Source organism: Pseudomonas sp. BN102, from assembly GCF_029871245.1.
In the GTDB taxonomy this organism is placed as follows: domain Bacteria; phylum Pseudomonadota; class Gammaproteobacteria; order Pseudomonadales; family Pseudomonadaceae; genus Metapseudomonas.
In genome coordinates, this window is record NZ_SSON01000041.1 from 1 (window position 1) to 14,902 (window position 14,902).

A 14,902-nucleotide genomic window follows, 5' to 3' on the forward strand; every position below is an offset into this window, starting at 1 on the left:
AGGGTGATGGTGGTGTTCACCGCGCCGCCGACTTCGTCCTCGTCGAACCAGCGCGAGGTGACGGTCTTGGTCTGGGTGTAGAACTGCACCACCTGCTTGCCGTACGGGCCGAGGTCGCCGAGCTTGGAAGCGCGCGAACCAGTGAAGGAGAACAGCGGCACCGGTACCGGGATCGGTACGTTGATGCCCACCTGGCCGACGTCGATCTCTTCCTGGAAGTGCCGCGCGGCGGCGCCGGAGCGGGTGAACAGAGCGGTGCCGTTGCCATTGGGGTTGGCGTTGATGAAGGCGATGGCCTCGTCCAGGGTGGCGGCGCTCACGACGCAGAGCACCGGTCCGAAGACCTCCTCGCGGTAGATGGTCATCTCCGGGGTGACGCCGGCGAAAATGGTCGGGCCGACAAAGTTGCCCTTGGCGTAGCCGGACACCTGAGGGTCGCGGCCGTCGAGCACCAGCTGTGCGCCTTCCTTCTCGCCGGCGGCGATCAGACTGCTGACACGATCCAGCGCGGCGCAGGACACCACCGGGCCGACATCGGTGCCGGCCTCGACGCCTGCGCCGATCTTCAGGCTCTTGGCCTTCTCCACCAGGTCCGGCAACCAGGTTTGCGCCTCGCCGACCAGGATCACCACCGACAGCGCCATGCAGCGCTGGCCTGCCGCGCCGAAGGCGGCGCCGGCGAGGTTGTTCAGGGTCTGCTGCTTGTGGGCGTCGGGCAGAACGATGGCGTGGTTCTTCGCGCCCATCATGCACTGGGCGCGCTTGCCGTTCAGGGTGGCGCGGTTGTAGACGTGGGTGCCGACCTTGGTCGAACCGACGAAGGATACCGCCTTGATATCCGGGTGGTCGCAGAGCAGGTTCACCGCATCGGCGCCACCATGGATGACGTTGAGCACGCCGGCCGGCACACCGGCTTCCATGGCCAGTTCGGCCAGGCGCATGGTCACCATCGGGTCCTGCTCGGACGGCTTGAGGATGAAGGTATTGCCGGTGGCGATTGCCATGGGGAACATCCACAGCGGAATCATCGCCGGAAAGTTGAACGGGGTGATGCCGGCGCATACGCCGAGCGGCTGGTTGAGGGTGTAGGTGTCCACGCCGCCGGCCACGTTGTTGGCCAGCTCGCCCATCTGCAGGGTGCCGATGTTGGCGGCGTGCTCCACCACTTCCAGGCCGCGGAAGATGTCGCCCTCGGCATCCGGCAGGGTCTTGCCCTGTTCGGCGGTGAGGAGGGCGGCCAGCTCCTTCATGTTCTCGCGGATCAGCTGCTGGTACTTGAGGAAGATGCGCGCACGGGCGCCGATCGGGGTCTTGCGCCAGGTCTTGAAGGCGGCCTTGGCGCTGGCGACGGCGGCGTTCATTTCGTCTTCGGTGGCGAAAGGCACGCGGGCCAGGACTTCCTGGGTGGCCGGGTTGACCACGTCGCGCCATTGGCTGGTGCGGGACTCGACCAGCTTGCCGTCGATCAGCAGCTTGACCGTGGGGATGGAGGTGTTCTGGCTCATGGTTCCTATCCTGTCGTGAGTGAATCGTCAGGGCGAAGTTGCCCTGGGGCCGATGACTCGGCCCCGGTGAAAGGGATGGCGCTCAGTTGGCGGTCTCGGTCCGCAGGGCGGGGAAGTCTTCCTCGAAGAACTCCAGTTCGGCCCGCGTGTGTTCCTGGCGACGTTGCAGCTCGATGCGGCGTAGTTCGACGCGGCGGATCTTCCCGGAGATGGTCTTGGGCAGTTCGCTGACGAACTCGATGCGGCGCACCCGCTTGTAGGGCGCCAGGTGCTTGCGGCCGAAGGCGAGTATCTCGGCGGCCAGGGCTGCGCTCGCGGCGTGGCCGGGAGCGAGGATCAGGAAGGCCTTGGGCACTGCCAGGCGCACGGGGTCCGGGCTCGGCACTATGGCCACTTCCATCACGGCCTCGTGTTCGATCAGCGCGCTTTCCAGCTCGAAGGGGCTGATGCGGTAGTCCGAGGACTTGAACACGTCATCGGCGCGGCCGACGAAGGTGATGTAGCCGTCGGCATCGCGGGCGGCGGTGTCGCCGGTGCGGTAATGGCCGCCGCGGGTGACTTCGGCGGTCTTCTCCGGGCTGTCTTCGTAGCAGGTCATCATGCCCAGGGGGCGCGGGTCGAACTGCAGCGCCACTTCGCCTTCCTCGCGCGGGTTGCCGTCGGCATCCAGAAGCACTACCCGGTAGCCGGGCAGGGGGCGGCCCATGGAGCCGACCTTGAGTCTCTGGCCCGGAGTGTTGCCGATCAGCGCAGTGGTTTCCGACTGGCCGAAGCCGTCGCGCAGGGTCAATCCCCAGGCCTCCTGGACGTGCTCGATGATTTCCGGGTTCATTGGCTCGCCGGCGCCCACCAGCTCCCGCAGGCTCAGGCGCGTGCGGTAGGCGGCGAGGTCTTCCTGCACCAGCATCCGCCAGACGGTGGGTGGCGCGCAGAGGCTGGTGATGCCGTGGCTGGCCAGGGTTTCCAGCAAGCCGCGGGCGGAGAAGCGCGGCACGTCGTAGATGAAGACGCAGGCGCCGGCGTTCCAGGGGGCGAAGAAGCAGCTCCAGGCATGCTTGGCCCAGCCGGGGGAGGAGATGTTCAGGTGCAGGTCGCCGGGTTGCAGGCCGATCCAGTACATGGTGGAAAGGTGGCCGACCGGGTAGCTCTGGTGGCTGTGCAGCACCAGCTTGGGCTTGGAGGTGGTGCCGGAGGTGAAGTAGAGCAGGAGCGGGTCGGTGGCCAGGGTGATGCCGTCCGGCTCGAATTCGCTGGAGCAGGCGAGGGCGTCGGTATGGTCGATCCAGCCCTGCACCGGCTCGCCGACACTGATGCGGGTGTAGTCGCCGTCCAAGCCGTCGAACTTCCGGGTATTGGCGCTGCCGGCGATGACGTGGCTGACCCGTCCGCGGTCGAGGCGGTCGCGCAGGTCTTCGGGGGTGAGCAGGGCGGTGGCGGGGATGACCACGGCGCCGATCTTGAATGCCGCCAGCATGATCTCCCAGAGCGCCACTTCATTGCCGAGCATCAGCAGGATGCGCTCGCCGCGCTGCACGCCGAGCTGCCGCAGGTGGTTGGCCACGCGGTTGGAACGCGTGGACAGGTCGCGGAAGCTGTAATGCTGCTCGCGGCCCTGGTCTCCGACTATCCAGAGCGCCGTGGCGTCGTTGTCCCTGGCCATGCTGTCGAAGTAGTCCAGCGCCCAGTTGAATTCCTTGAGCTGCGGCCAGCGGAAGTCACGCACGGCGGTGGCGTAGTCGGTGCGGTGGGCCAGGAGGAAGTCGCGTGCAGCCAGGAAGGGGAGGCAGTTGTTGCTCATGTGAATCTCCAGCGATCGCCGTGGGCGGCGGACAGGTGCGGATACGGAGAAGGTTCCGGGCTACTGGTCAGCCGGCGAGGGCCGGGGATCGAAGGGCGCCGGGCGCAAAGCGCCATGCGGCTGGTGTTGCGGTTGGCGCGGGGAGGCTGCTAGGCATTGCTGAGGTCATGGTGGGTGCCCTTGTTTATTTTTGTCGGGTCTTGTCCGGTTCCTGGCGCAGGCCGACCGGGTTGGTGGGTTGAGTATAGGCAGGCGCAAATCAGATAAGAACTCGCAAAATAACCGGTGCGTTGTGCATAAAAATCATAGGTCATCAAGCCGACCGCAGGCTTGCGTGCCTCAATATTTCTCTTGGCCCAGCGCTGTCGGGTGTGAGTAGATGCAGGCATCTATCCAGCATGAGCTGACGAAAAAAGCCGATGGACATGCATAAAAGCACCAAGGTCGACCAGGTGAAGTGGGACGACCTGCGTTTCTTTCTGGAAGTCGCTCGCACGCGTACGGCGACCGGCGCGGCGCGGCGCCTGGGCGTCGACTACACGACGGTCTCGCGCCGCGTTCGTGCCCTGGAGCAGGCCCTGGGCGCCTTGCTGTTCGAGAAGTCGCGGGCGGCTGGCTTTGTCCTCACCGTCGAGGGGCAGCGCCTGCTGGGGCATGCCGAGACGCTGGAGAGCACCCTGCAGGCCGCCTGCGAACAGGTGTCGGGCACTCGCCTGGGGCTATCGGGGCATGTGCGCATCGGCTGCACGGAGGGCTTCGGTTCCTACTTCGTCACCGCACAGATGAGCCGCTTCCTCGAGCGGTATCCGCACATCTCGGCGGACATCCTGCCGGTGCCGCATTTCGTCAGCCTGTCACGCCGCGAGGCGGACATCGCCATCACCCTGGAGCGACCGGAGCGGGGCCCCTACGTCTGTTCCAGGCTGTGCGACTACCGGCTGCGCCTGTACGCCTCGCCCGAGTATCTGCAACGCCAGCCACCAATCGAGCGCCGCGAAGACCTGGCCGGCCATCCGTTCATCACCTATGTCGAGGACCTGGCTTTCAGTCCCAAGCTGCTCTACCTGAACGATCTGCTGCCCGGCGCCATGAGCCAACTGCGTAGCACCAGCGTGATCGCGCAGTACCAGGCCGCCCTGCAGGGGCAGGCGCTGGCCATCCTGCCGTGCTTCATGGCCGCGGGGGATCCGCGCTTGCAAGAAGTGCTGCCGCACGAGGTGGAGGTAACCCGGCAGTTCTGGATCTACTACAGCGAGGACCTGCGCAGGCTCAAGCGGATCACCCTGGTGGCGGAGCATCTGCACGCTTGCGCCGAGCTGAATCGGTCCTGGTTGATGGGCGAAAGCGACTCGATGCTGTTCCCCTCCGGCTGACGGGAAACCTCTCCACAAGCACGCTTTCCCGATTCCGCCAAACGGTAACCAATATGCCCCGTTGCCCTGTCGGCAATGAGCTATACAGCTCACTCGGCCCCGATTCTTCGTGATGCGACCGGCCTGAGGCAAAGACCTGGAGCATCGTTTGGGGCAAGGGGAGGGCTCATGAAACATAGGCTTGAAACCCGGCTGCAAACCAGACTCTCGGCCTTTCTGCCTGGCCATGTCGTGAAATGCACGATAGGGCCGGATGGCACTGTCGGGGTGGCGGTGGATTGCCCTGCGTCCGGCGAGAGCTGGCTGATCACCGGCATTACCATGCAATCGTTGATGGGGCGGGGAGCGTTGGAGAACTCGGCTGACCAGATTCTGGTAGAGATTAGCGTGGCCCGTGGCGAGGTGCCGCTGTTGCTGACGCAGCAGAAGGTGGAGTGAGTCGACGAGTCCTGCGATTCATCCAAAAGAAACCGCCACAGCGTGAGCACATCGCCGTGGCGGAAGGTCTGTTCAGCAAGGTTAACCATCACCCCCTAAGACCCAATCGGGTTTCGGCTGCGATGGCTTTGTCCTCTTTCGGACAATTTCAGTTTAGGCCGTATGTATACCTGCATGTTTGTAGGTGACCGGCGGATCGCGCGGGTGTCCGGCCGGATGCGCCCGACGCTATCGGGGCGTTCGCTGACCGCCCCCCTTTTGGCTATCGGCGCGGCCGGCGTTGCTGCAAAAGTTGGTGATAATGGCGCCCCAACCTGAACAGGCCGCCAGCCGATGTCCTTCGTCGAACTCTTTCTCCTGGGCGTACCCGCCGTCCTGCTGACGGGCATTTCCAAAGGAGGCTTCGGCGGCGCCCTGGGCGGCATCGCCGTGCCGTTGCTGGCGCTGATGATGCCGCCCACCCAGGCGGCGGCGATCATGCTGCCCATCCTCTGCATGGCCGATATCACCGGCCTGCGCCGTTTCTACGGCAAGTGGGATCTGCCCAACCTGAAGATCATGCTGCCCGGCGCCCTGGTCGGCGTGCTGATCGGCACCCTGAGCTTCGGCCTGCTCAGCGAGCGCCTGATCGGTCTCCTGATCGGCGGCATCGCCATCGCCTTCTTCCTGCTCAATGTACTGAACGCAGCAGCCGCCCAGGCGCCGAGTTCGCCCGGGGTGGCCAAGGGATCGCTGCTGTCCGGCATCGCCGGCTTCACCAGTTTCGTCGCCCATGCCGGCGGCCCGCCGATCATGATGTACCTGCTGCCGCAGCAGCTGGACAAGGTGCGCTACGTGGCCACGGTGAACGTCTTCTTCCTCCTGACCAACGCAGTCAAGCTGGTGCCCTACGCGCTGCTGGGGCAGTTCACCGCCACTAGCCTGACCGCCAGCCTGGCGCTCGCGCCGATAGTAGTGTTGGGCGTGTGGCTGGGTATCTGGTTGCAGAGCCGGGTCAACCACAACTGGTTCTACCGCATCGCCTGGGTAGGGCTACTGGTAACGGGTGTGCAACTGATCGTGCAGAACCTGTAGACGCCGGCCCGGGCCCGGGACTAGGGTGGCGCCTCTCGTATTTCAGGCAAGAAAGGAGTCATGCCATGAGCGATTACATGCGTCTGAACAAGGCCAACTGGGACCAGCGCGCACCCCTGCACGCGGCTTCCCGCGGCTATTGCGCCGAGTCCTTCGCCAGCGATCCGCACTACCTCTCGGATGTGGTGCGCTTCGACCTGCCACGCCTGGGCGATATCAAAGGCCTGCGCGGCGTTCACCTGCAATGCCGCATAGGCACCGATACCCTGTCGCTGGCCCGCCTGGGCGCGCGGATGACCGGGCTGGACTTCTCCTCCGCGTCCCTCGAACAGGCCCGGTTGCTGGCGCGGCGCTGTGGGGCGGAGCTGGACTTTGTCGAGTCCGATCTCTACCAGGCCGACCAGGTGCTGTCGGCGGGCAGCTTCGACCTGGTCTACACCGGTATCGGCGCCCTCTGCTGGTTGCCCGGCATCGACGGTTGGGCCCGTGTAGTGGCCGCCTTGCTGAAGCCGGGCGGGCGCCTGTTCATTCGTGACGGGCACCCGATGCTCTTGGCCGTGAATGAAACGCGGGAAGGTGGGCTGGTGATCGAGTACCCCTACTTCGAACGAGCCGAGCCCACGGTCTGGGACGACGACAGTACCTACGTGGAAACCGATACGCCGCTGACGGCCACCCTGACCCACGAGTGGAACCACGGCCTGGGCGAGATCATCACCGCGCTGCTGAAGCACGGTATGGAGATCACCGCGCTGGAGGAGCACGACAGCATTCCCTGGCAAGCGCTGCCCGGGCGGATGGTCCTGGACGAGGCGGGGGAGTGGCGGCTGCACAGGGATCGCTGGCGGTTGCCGCTCAGCTTTACCTTGCAGGCGGTCAAGCGCTGTTGAGGGCGACAGACCTGCGGTCTGCTTCGCGAATGAATTCGCTCCTACAGGAATAGCGCCGAATTGAGGGCAGATAGCAGGTAACAGGCGGCGGGAATAAAAGAAGCCGTCACGGCGCGAGCAACTTACGGGGGGAGGTGGCGGCCGTGACGACTCTAAACTGTCCTCTGCAAGGGGACGTAATTACCCTAGTCAATGCCGGGCGAAACCGCGTTGAAATAGTTCGGGTTTTACGACTTTGGTGTAACACCGTTTGTCGCTTTATCGGTAAGGCAGCACGCCATCGCGGCGGGGCGTGAATCGGGCTCTGGAACGGCAGTTCCAGTCGCCGGACGGTGCAAACGGCAGGTGCGAATGGCCCGACCGCGCGACTGGCTGGCGTCCATGCTGAAAAGGCTCGATCCGACGAGCGTTGGCTGGCACGGAACCCATGCCTTTGCGTCAGGCCCGTGCCGGTCCTTTTTCCCCTTCAAGGACGAAACCCTTGAACAGCCCGGTCGCGCCTTCAGGCGCGGCCGGCAACCCATTCCAGCGCCGCAGCTTCTAGTCGAGTAGCCGGCGCAGCTCCTCGGGCAATGGCATCGTCTTGAAGGCACTGACCCTGGCCCGGCCGGTATTGCCCAGTGGCACCCAGAGGCGGGAGAAGAGCAGGGCGGCGGGAATGCGCAGGGCATGACCGAGGACTTCGCGGAAGTCGCGCTGTTGCCAGCCCGCCAGCAGCATCAGCCAGTGGCTGCGGGTATGAGGCAGCGGCAGGCACTGGCTGAGAATATGCGCGCGCTCCAGCCAGGGGTAGGCGAGTTGCGGATCACGGTTGGCGAGGGCGTCGACCGCCTGTTCGAAGGCTTGGTCGAGGGCGATGCGCAGTGCGGGTTTCATGGATACGTTCCTGGGGGCGGGTGTTGCTGCAGTGAACACCCTGTAGTTACTCAAGGGTCAACCTTGCGGAGTCGGGCCCAGCCTCGATGGTGAATAAGAAAAGCGTTATTCCCCTACGGAGTTGCGCGCTGCCGCTGGAAATACTGCCGGAAGAACTCCACCGCCACGCGGATCTTCGCCGAAGTGTCCAGCGGCGCGGCGTAGACGGCCCAGATGTTCGCCGGCTGGCGGTACTCGGGAAGGATGTGCACCAGGCGGCCGTTCTCCAGGCTTTCACCCACGTCCCACCAGGAGCGCAGGGCGATGCCGCGTCCATCCACCGCCCACTGGTGGACGATCTCGCCATTGTTGGCTGAGAGCGGGCCGGTGACCTTCACGTTTTCCTCGCCGGTCGGCCCCAGCAGGCGCCAGAGGCCGAAAGGATGGTCGCGTTCCTTGATTACCAGGCAGTCGTGGCCCGCCAGTTCCGCCAGGCTGCCGGGTTCGCCACGGTGCGCCAGGTAGGCGGGGGAGGCGCAGAGGATGCGGCTGTTCTCGGCGAGCGGCTTGGCGATCAGGTTGGGGGCGATGTTGTCGCCGATGCGGATATCCAGGTCGAAGCCTTCGTCGATCAGATCCACCAGGCGGTCGGAGAGGTCCAGGCGGATATCCAGCGCCGGGTAGCGCGCCGACAACTCCGAGAGCGCGGGGGCCACCAGGCGACGGCCGAGGCCGAAGCTGCTGACGATGCGCAATTGCCCGCGCGGCTCCTGATGGAGCTCGGAAACTTCATCGGTCATCCGCTCCACCGCATCGAATATGTGCTGCGCCCAGCGGTACACACGTTCGCCATCCTCGCTCACCGCCACGCGCCGGGTGGTGCGGTGCAGCAGGCGCACGCCGAGGCTTTCTTCCAGGAGGCGGATGCGTTTGCTGACGAAGGCGGGGGAGGTCCCCATTTCGCTGGCGACTGCGGCGAAGCTGGAGCGGCGGGCCACCAGGACGAAGACGCGGAGGTCTTCCAGGTTGGGCAGACTATTCACGATTCGTGTCTTATCTATCAATGGACTGCTGGATTATCTTTGCGTGGAGTCCTTATAGCATGGTCGCCATCCCGCCTGAACATGGCTTCTTCACCAAGGGCACGACCAGCATGAGCAAGACATTCAAGATCGCCGCCATCGCCGGCGACGGCATCGGCAACGAAGTTCTCCCAGAAGGCCTGCGGGTCGTCGAGGCAGCGGCCCGCAAGTGGGGCCTGGACCTTTCCTTCGAGACCATCGAGTGGGCCAGTTGCGATTACTACCTGCAGCACGGCAAGATGATGCCGGACGACTGGTTCGAGCGGCTGAAGGGCTTCGACGCCCTCTACTTCGGCGCCGTGGGCTGGCCGGACAAGGTGCCCGACCACATCTCCCTCTGGGGATCGCTGCTGAAGTTTCGCCGCGACTTCGACCAGTATGTGAACATCCGCCCGGTGCGCCTGTTCCCCGGCGTACCCTGCCCGCTGGCCGGCCGCGAGCCGGGTGATATCGACTTCGTGGTGATCCGCGAGAACACCGAGGGCGAATACTCCTCCCTGGGCGGCCGCATGTTCGAGGGCACCGAGCATGAGTTCGTGTTGCAGGAATCGGTGTTCACCCGTCGTGGCGTCGACCGCATCCTCAAGTATGCCTTTGACCTGGCGCAGACCCGCGAGCGCAAGCAACTGACCGCGGCGACCAAGTCCAACGGCATGGCGGTGAGCATGCCCTACTGGGATGAGCGGGTGGCCGCGATGGCGGAGAAGTACCCGGCGATCAAGTGGGACAAGCAGCACATCGACATCCTCTGCGCGCGCTTCGTGCTGCAGCCGGACCGCTTCGATGTGGTGGTGGCCTCCAACCTGTTCGGCGACATCCTCTCTGACCTCGGCCCGGCCTGCGCCGGCACCATCGGCATCGCGCCCTCGGCCAACCTCAACCCGGAGCGCAAGTTCCCGTCGCTGTTCGAGCCGGTGCATGGTTCCGCGCCGGACATCTACGGCCGCAACATCGCCAACCCGATCGCCATGATCTGGTCCGGCGCCCTGATGCTGGACTTCCTCGGCAATGGCGACGAGCGCTACAAGGCGGCCCACGACGGCATCCTGCGCGCCATCGAGCAGGTCATCGCCGAAGGTCCGGTGACCCCGGACCTGGGCGGCAAGGCTTCGACCCAGGAAGTGGGGGAGGCCATCGCCAAGGCATTGTGAGTTTCATCCGGCCGACCGTGAGAACGGGCGGCCGGCGTTTTTTGCGCAGGTGACAGACGGCCGGCGAATTGTCCGACAGGAGTTGCGTTGAGGGCTTATTTCGGACAATCTGTTAACCAATGGATTAGCGTAAACCAATGATTAACAAATAGCGTAGTCCGGTGGCCCTCTGCCTGATGGGGTGCCGGGTTATCCAGTTCCAGGAGATATCGATGTCCAACAACAATAAGAAAGACATGTTCTTGATCACGGCGAGCCTGATAGCCGTGGTCCTGACCGTGATCGGTCTTGCTGCTTTCCCTGCCGAGTCGGAGGCACTGGCCAACCGGCTCTTCGAAGTTTCCACCCGCACCTTCGGCACCACGGTGCAACTGTTCGTCTTCGGCTGCGCCCTGGCCGTGCTGTACCTGGCCTTCAGCAAGTACGGCAACATCCGCCTCGGCAACGGCAAGCCGGAATACACCAACATGACCTGGGTGTTCATGTTCATCTGCGCCGGCATGGGCTCCTCGACCCTCTACTGGGGGGTGATGGAATGGGCCTACTACTACCAGACGCCGGGGCTGAACATCGCCGCCGGCTCGCGTCAGGCCCTGGAATACAGCGTCAGCTACTCCTTCTTCCATTGGGGCATCAGTGCCTGGGCGCTCTACGCCCTGGCGTCCCTGGCCCTGGCCTATCACTTCCACGTGCGCAAGAAGAGCGGCCTGGGCCTGGCCTCGATCATCGAGGCGGTGACCGGTTTCCGCGCCAACGGCCCGGTGGGTCGGCTGGTGGACCTGATCTTCCTGCTGACCATGTTCGGCGCGCTGACGGTGTCCCTGGCGCTCACCGCCTCGACCCTGACCCGCGGCCTGGCCGGCCTCACCGGCGTCCCGGATACCTTCGTCACCCAGTTGGTGGTGATCGGCGCGGTGGCGGTGATCTTCTCCCTCAGCTCCTACATCGGCATCGATGGCGGCATGCAGCGCCTCTCCAAGATGGTCTGCGTCGGCGCGCTGGCATTCGCCGGCGTGGTGTTCCTGGTCGGTCCGACCCAGTTCACCCTGAACAACACCGCCAACGCCATCGGCCTGATGATCCAGAACTACGTGCACATGAGTCTGTTCACCGACCCCGCGGGCGACGGTGCCTTCACCCGCAACTGGACGGTCTTCTACTGGCTCTGGTGGGTGTCCTACGCGCCGGGCGTGGCGATGTTCGTCACCCGCGTGTCCAAGGGCCGCAAGATCAAGGAAGTGGTCGCCGCGCTGCTGCTCGGCGGTAGCCTGGGCTGCTGGTTCTTCTTCGGCGCGCTGGAGAGCTTCAGCATGCACCAGTTCATCACCGGGGCCATCGACGTGCCGCGGATCCTCAGCGAGCAAGGTGGCGAGACTGCCGTCGAGATGCTGCTGACCTCGCTACCGTTCGGCAAGGTGTTCCTCGCGGTGTACCTGTTCATCATGGCGGTGTTCTGCGCCTCCCATATGGATGCGGCTGCCTACGCCGTGGCGGCCACCAGCACCCGCAACCTCAAGGAAGGCCAGGACCCGACCCCGACCCACCGCCTGTTCTGGTGCGTGATGCTAACCCTGATCCCACTGGCCATGCTGTTCGCCAAGGCCTCGCTGTCCACCATGAAGACCGCGGTGGTACTGACCGCGATTCCTTTCCTGCTGATCCTGCTGACCAAGATCTACGGCTTCTTCAAGTGGTTGCTGGAAGACTACGGCAGCATGCCGGCGCACCTGATCGAGGAAGAAGCAGTGCGCCGTGGCCTGGACGAGAGCGTCGAGCCGCCGCAAGCGGAAGAGGGCGTGCGCCTGAACACCGCTACCGCGCAATGAGTTGAGTTGTGCCCCGCGCATGGACGCGCGGGGATGTGTGGGCGCATTGCTCTTGTAGGTTGGGCTGAGTTCCGCGAAGCCCAACGGGAGGTCCGAGCATTCCCTGTTGGGCTTCGCTTCGCTCTGCCGCAACCTACCGGCCTTCGGCCCAAAAAATTTTGCCCTTTCTGTTAACTGACAGATTTGCGTTAACCATAAGTAAATAGCTGTGATGGCCCGGCCCAGCCGGTGCCCTGAAAATGCCTGGAGTACAGACGATGAACGATATCCAACGCCTCCCCGCCGATTTCTGCGCCAACGCCGATGAGGCCTACACCATTCCCGCCAGCTACTACACCCGCCCGGAGATCTTCGAGCACGAGCAGGAAAAGATTTTCGCCAACAGCTGGGTCTGCGTGGGGCATCGCAGTGAGGTGGCCGAGAGCAATGCCTACATCACCCGCGAGTACATCGGCGAGAGCATCATCGTCGTGCGGGGCCGCGACAGCGTGCTGCGCGCCTTCTACAACGTCTGCCCGCACCGTGGTCACCAGTTGCTCCAGGGCAACGGCAAGGCCAAGAACGTGATCACCTGCCCATACCACGCCTGGACCTTCAAGCTCGACGGCGAACTGGCTCATGCGCGCAACTGCGATCACGTGGCCAACTTCGACAAGGAGAACTCCAGCCTCGTGCAGTTGCGCGTGGAGGAGTACGCCGGCTTCGTCTTCGTCAACATGAACCTCGACGCCGGCTCGGTGGAAGAGCAGCTGCCCGGCTTCGAGGCGCGCCTGCGCCAGGCCTGCCCGGTGGTGGACGACCTGCACCTGGCGGCGCGCTTCGTCACCGAAACCCCGGCCAACTGGAAGTCCATCGTCGACAACTACATGGAGTGCTACCACTGCGCCCCGGCCCACCCGGGCTTCTCCGACTCGGTGGACGTCAGCCAGTACAGCCACACCATGTTCGGCAACTGGTCGCTGCAGTACGGCGTGGCCAAGCCGTCCGAGAAGTCCTTCAAGTTCGACGAGTCGGTCAAGGACCCATCCTTCAGCGGCTTCTGGGCCTGGCCGTGCACCATGTTCAACGCACCGCCCGGCGGCAACTTCATGACCGTGATCTACGAGTTCCCGGTCAGCGCCGAGGTCACCCTGCAGCACTACGACATCTATTTCCTGAACAAGGACATCACCCCCGAGCAGCAGTCGCTGATCGAGTGGTACCGCGACGTCTTCCGCCCCGAAGACCTGCGCCTGGTGGAAAGCGTGCAGAAGGGCCTGAAGTCCCGCGGCTACCGCGGCCAGGGCCGGATCATGGCCGACCGCCAGCGCAGTGGGCAGAGTGAGCACGGTATCGCCCACTTCCACAACCTGATCGCCGTCGCCCACCTGGACCGTTGATGGCCGTGGCCGCCGCTGCCCTCAGCGGCGGCCCGCCTTGCGTACAAGAGGTATTCCCGCGTGAACCTGAAAGACAATGATCTGTTCCGCCAGCAGGCGTTCATCGCCGGTGCCTGGAGCGACGCCGACGACGGCCGCACGGTGGACGTGACCGACCCCGGCAACGGCGAGCTGCTTGGCTACGTGCCGAACATGGGCGGCGCCGAGACCCTGCGCGCCATCGAGGCCGCCGACGCCGCGCTGCCGGCCTGGCGTGCGCGCACCGCCAAGGAACGCGCGCAGATTCTGCGCCGCTGGTTCGAGCTGATGCTGCAGCACGAAGACGACCTGGCGCGCCTGATGACCCTGGAGCAGGGCAAGCCCCTGACCGAGGCCATTGGCGAGATCCGCTACGCCGCCTCCTTCATCGAGTGGTTCGCGGAGGAGGGCAAGCGCGTCTACGGCGACGTGATTCCCTCGCCGGCTGGCGACAAGCGCCTGCTGGTGATCAAGCAGGGCATCGGCGTCTGCGCCGCGATCACGCCCTGGAACTTCCCCTCGGCGATGATCACCCGCAAGGTGGCGCCGGCCCTGGCGGCGGGCTGCACCATCGTGGTCAAGCCGGCCAACGAAACGCCGTTCTCCGCCCTGGCCCTGGCCGAACTGGCCAAACGCGCCGGCGTGCCGGACGGCGTGCTGAACATAGTCACCGGTGACGCCGTGGCCATCGGCGCGCAGCTGACCGGCAACCCGCTGGTACGCAAGCTCAGCTTCACCGGTTCCACCCCGGTGGGCCGCCTGCTGATGGGCCAATGCGCGCCCACCATCAAGAAGGTTTCCCTGGAGCTGGGCGGCAACGCGCCCTTCATCGTCTTCGACGACGCGGATATCGATGCGGCCGTGGAAGGCGCCCTGGTCGCCAAGTACCGCAACGCCGGCCAGACCTGCGTCTGCGTCAACCGCTTCTATATCCACGATGCCGTCTACGACACCTTCGCCGAGCGCTTCGCCGCGCGGGTGAGCGAACTGCGCGTCGGTCACGGCCTGGAAGGCGGCACCCAGATCGGTCCGCTGATCACCGGCAAGGCCCTGGACAAGGTCCGAAGCCTGATGAGCGACGCGGTGGAGAAGGGCGCCGAAGTGCTGGTGGGCGGCGAAGTCCACGGCCGGGGCGGCAACTTCCTGCAGCCCACGGTGCTGACCGGCGTAGCGCCGGGCATGCAACTGCTGGACGAGGAAATCTTCGGCCCGGTGGCGCCCCTGGTGCGCTTCTCCTCGGACGAGGAGGTGGTGCGCCTGGCCAACGACACCCTCTACGGCCTGGCGGCTTACTTCTACAGCCGCGACATCGGCCGCGTGTGGAAGATCGCCGAGCAGCTGGAGTACGGCATGGTCGGCATCAACACCGGCCTGATCTCCAACGAGGTGGCTCCCTTCGGTGGCGTCAAGCAGTCCGGCCTCGGCCGCGAAGGCTCGAAGTACGGCATCGAGGACTACCTGGAAATGAAGTACCTGTGCCTCGCCGTATAACGGCGGGCACCACGCACCACAG

The 14,902-nt window shown here is 64.9% G+C and carries 12 protein-coding genes; 8 read left to right on the top strand and 4 right to left on the bottom strand.

Going from position 1 to position 14,902, the window contains the following annotated elements; genetic code table 11:
* The coding region (locus E8F12_RS08075; protein ID WP_280324733.1) for a CoA-acylating methylmalonate-semialdehyde dehydrogenase at nucleotides 1–1,505 on the bottom strand (1,505 nt) is incomplete at its 3' end.
* Between the two features lie 82 nt (nucleotides 1,506–1,587).
* Nucleotides 1,588–3,303 (bottom strand): AMP-binding protein, encoded by a 1,716-nt coding sequence (locus tag E8F12_RS08080; RefSeq protein ID WP_280324734.1) that lies wholly within the window; start codon nucleotides 3,301–3,303, stop codon nucleotides 1,588–1,590.
* A 425-nt stretch (nucleotides 3,304–3,728) separates the two neighbouring features.
* Between E8F12_RS08080 and E8F12_RS08085 the strand changes: the two genes are divergently transcribed.
* The 4 genes from E8F12_RS08085 to E8F12_RS08100 all read left to right on the top strand — a co-directional run bounded on the left by E8F12_RS08085 (nucleotide 3,729) and on the right by E8F12_RS08100 (nucleotide 7,078).
* A complete protein-coding gene (locus E8F12_RS08085) occupies nucleotides 3,729–4,676 on the top strand; it encodes a LysR family transcriptional regulator (RefSeq protein WP_280324761.1) in 948 nt (315 codons plus the stop codon).
* A gap of 168 nt (nucleotides 4,677–4,844) precedes the next feature.
* Complete coding sequence (locus tag E8F12_RS08090) at nucleotides 4,845–5,114, top strand: hypothetical protein (RefSeq protein WP_280324735.1); 270 nt, start codon at nucleotides 4,845–4,847, stop codon at nucleotides 5,112–5,114.
* A gap of 333 nt (nucleotides 5,115–5,447) precedes the next feature.
* Nucleotides 5,448–6,188 carry a sulfite exporter TauE/SafE family protein gene (locus E8F12_RS08095; RefSeq protein WP_280324736.1) on the top strand — a complete coding sequence of 247 codons (741 nt, stop codon included), beginning with the start codon at nucleotides 5,448–5,450 and terminating at the stop codon, nucleotides 6,186–6,188.
* A 65-nt stretch (nucleotides 6,189–6,253) separates the two neighbouring features.
* Nucleotides 6,254–7,078 (top strand): class I SAM-dependent methyltransferase, encoded by an 825-nt coding sequence (locus E8F12_RS08100; protein WP_280324737.1) that lies wholly within the window; start codon nucleotides 6,254–6,256, stop codon nucleotides 7,076–7,078.
* A 540-nt stretch (nucleotides 7,079–7,618) separates the two neighbouring features.
* Here E8F12_RS08100 and E8F12_RS08105 read toward each other — a convergent pair.
* Nucleotides 7,619–7,954 carry a DUF3703 domain-containing protein gene (locus E8F12_RS08105; protein WP_280324738.1) on the bottom strand — a complete coding sequence of 112 codons (336 nt, stop codon included), beginning with the start codon at nucleotides 7,952–7,954 and terminating at the stop codon, nucleotides 7,619–7,621.
* 113 nt (nucleotides 7,955–8,067) lie between these two features.
* The gene (locus tag E8F12_RS08110; protein ID WP_280324739.1) at nucleotides 8,068–8,976 is read right to left on the bottom strand and encodes a LysR substrate-binding domain-containing protein; all 909 of its coding nucleotides are present in this window, start codon (nucleotides 8,974–8,976) and stop codon (nucleotides 8,068–8,070) included.
* A gap of 110 nt (nucleotides 8,977–9,086) precedes the next feature.
* Here E8F12_RS08110 and E8F12_RS08115 point away from each other — a divergent pair, with 110 nt between their 5' ends.
* From E8F12_RS08115 to gabD, 4 genes are all read left to right on the top strand, one after another.
* Entirely contained in the window at nucleotides 9,087–10,166 is a 1,080-nt protein-coding gene (locus tag E8F12_RS08115; protein WP_280324740.1) for a tartrate dehydrogenase, read from the top strand.
* 212 nt (nucleotides 10,167–10,378) lie between these two features.
* Entirely contained in the window at nucleotides 10,379–11,992 is a 1,614-nt protein-coding gene (locus tag E8F12_RS08120) for a BCCT family transporter (RefSeq protein WP_280324741.1), read from the top strand.
* A 257-nt stretch (nucleotides 11,993–12,249) separates the two neighbouring features.
* The gene (locus tag E8F12_RS08125; RefSeq protein WP_280324742.1) at nucleotides 12,250–13,371 is read left to right on the top strand and encodes a ring-hydroxylating oxygenase subunit alpha; all 1,122 of its coding nucleotides are present in this window, start codon (nucleotides 12,250–12,252) and stop codon (nucleotides 13,369–13,371) included.
* A 60-nt stretch (nucleotides 13,372–13,431) separates the two neighbouring features.
* Nucleotides 13,432–14,880, top strand: a complete 1,449-nt coding sequence (gene gabD, locus E8F12_RS08130; protein ID WP_280324743.1) for an NADP-dependent succinate-semialdehyde dehydrogenase — start codon at nucleotides 13,432–13,434, stop codon at nucleotides 14,878–14,880.
* Nucleotides 14,881–14,902: the final 22 nt, after the last annotated feature.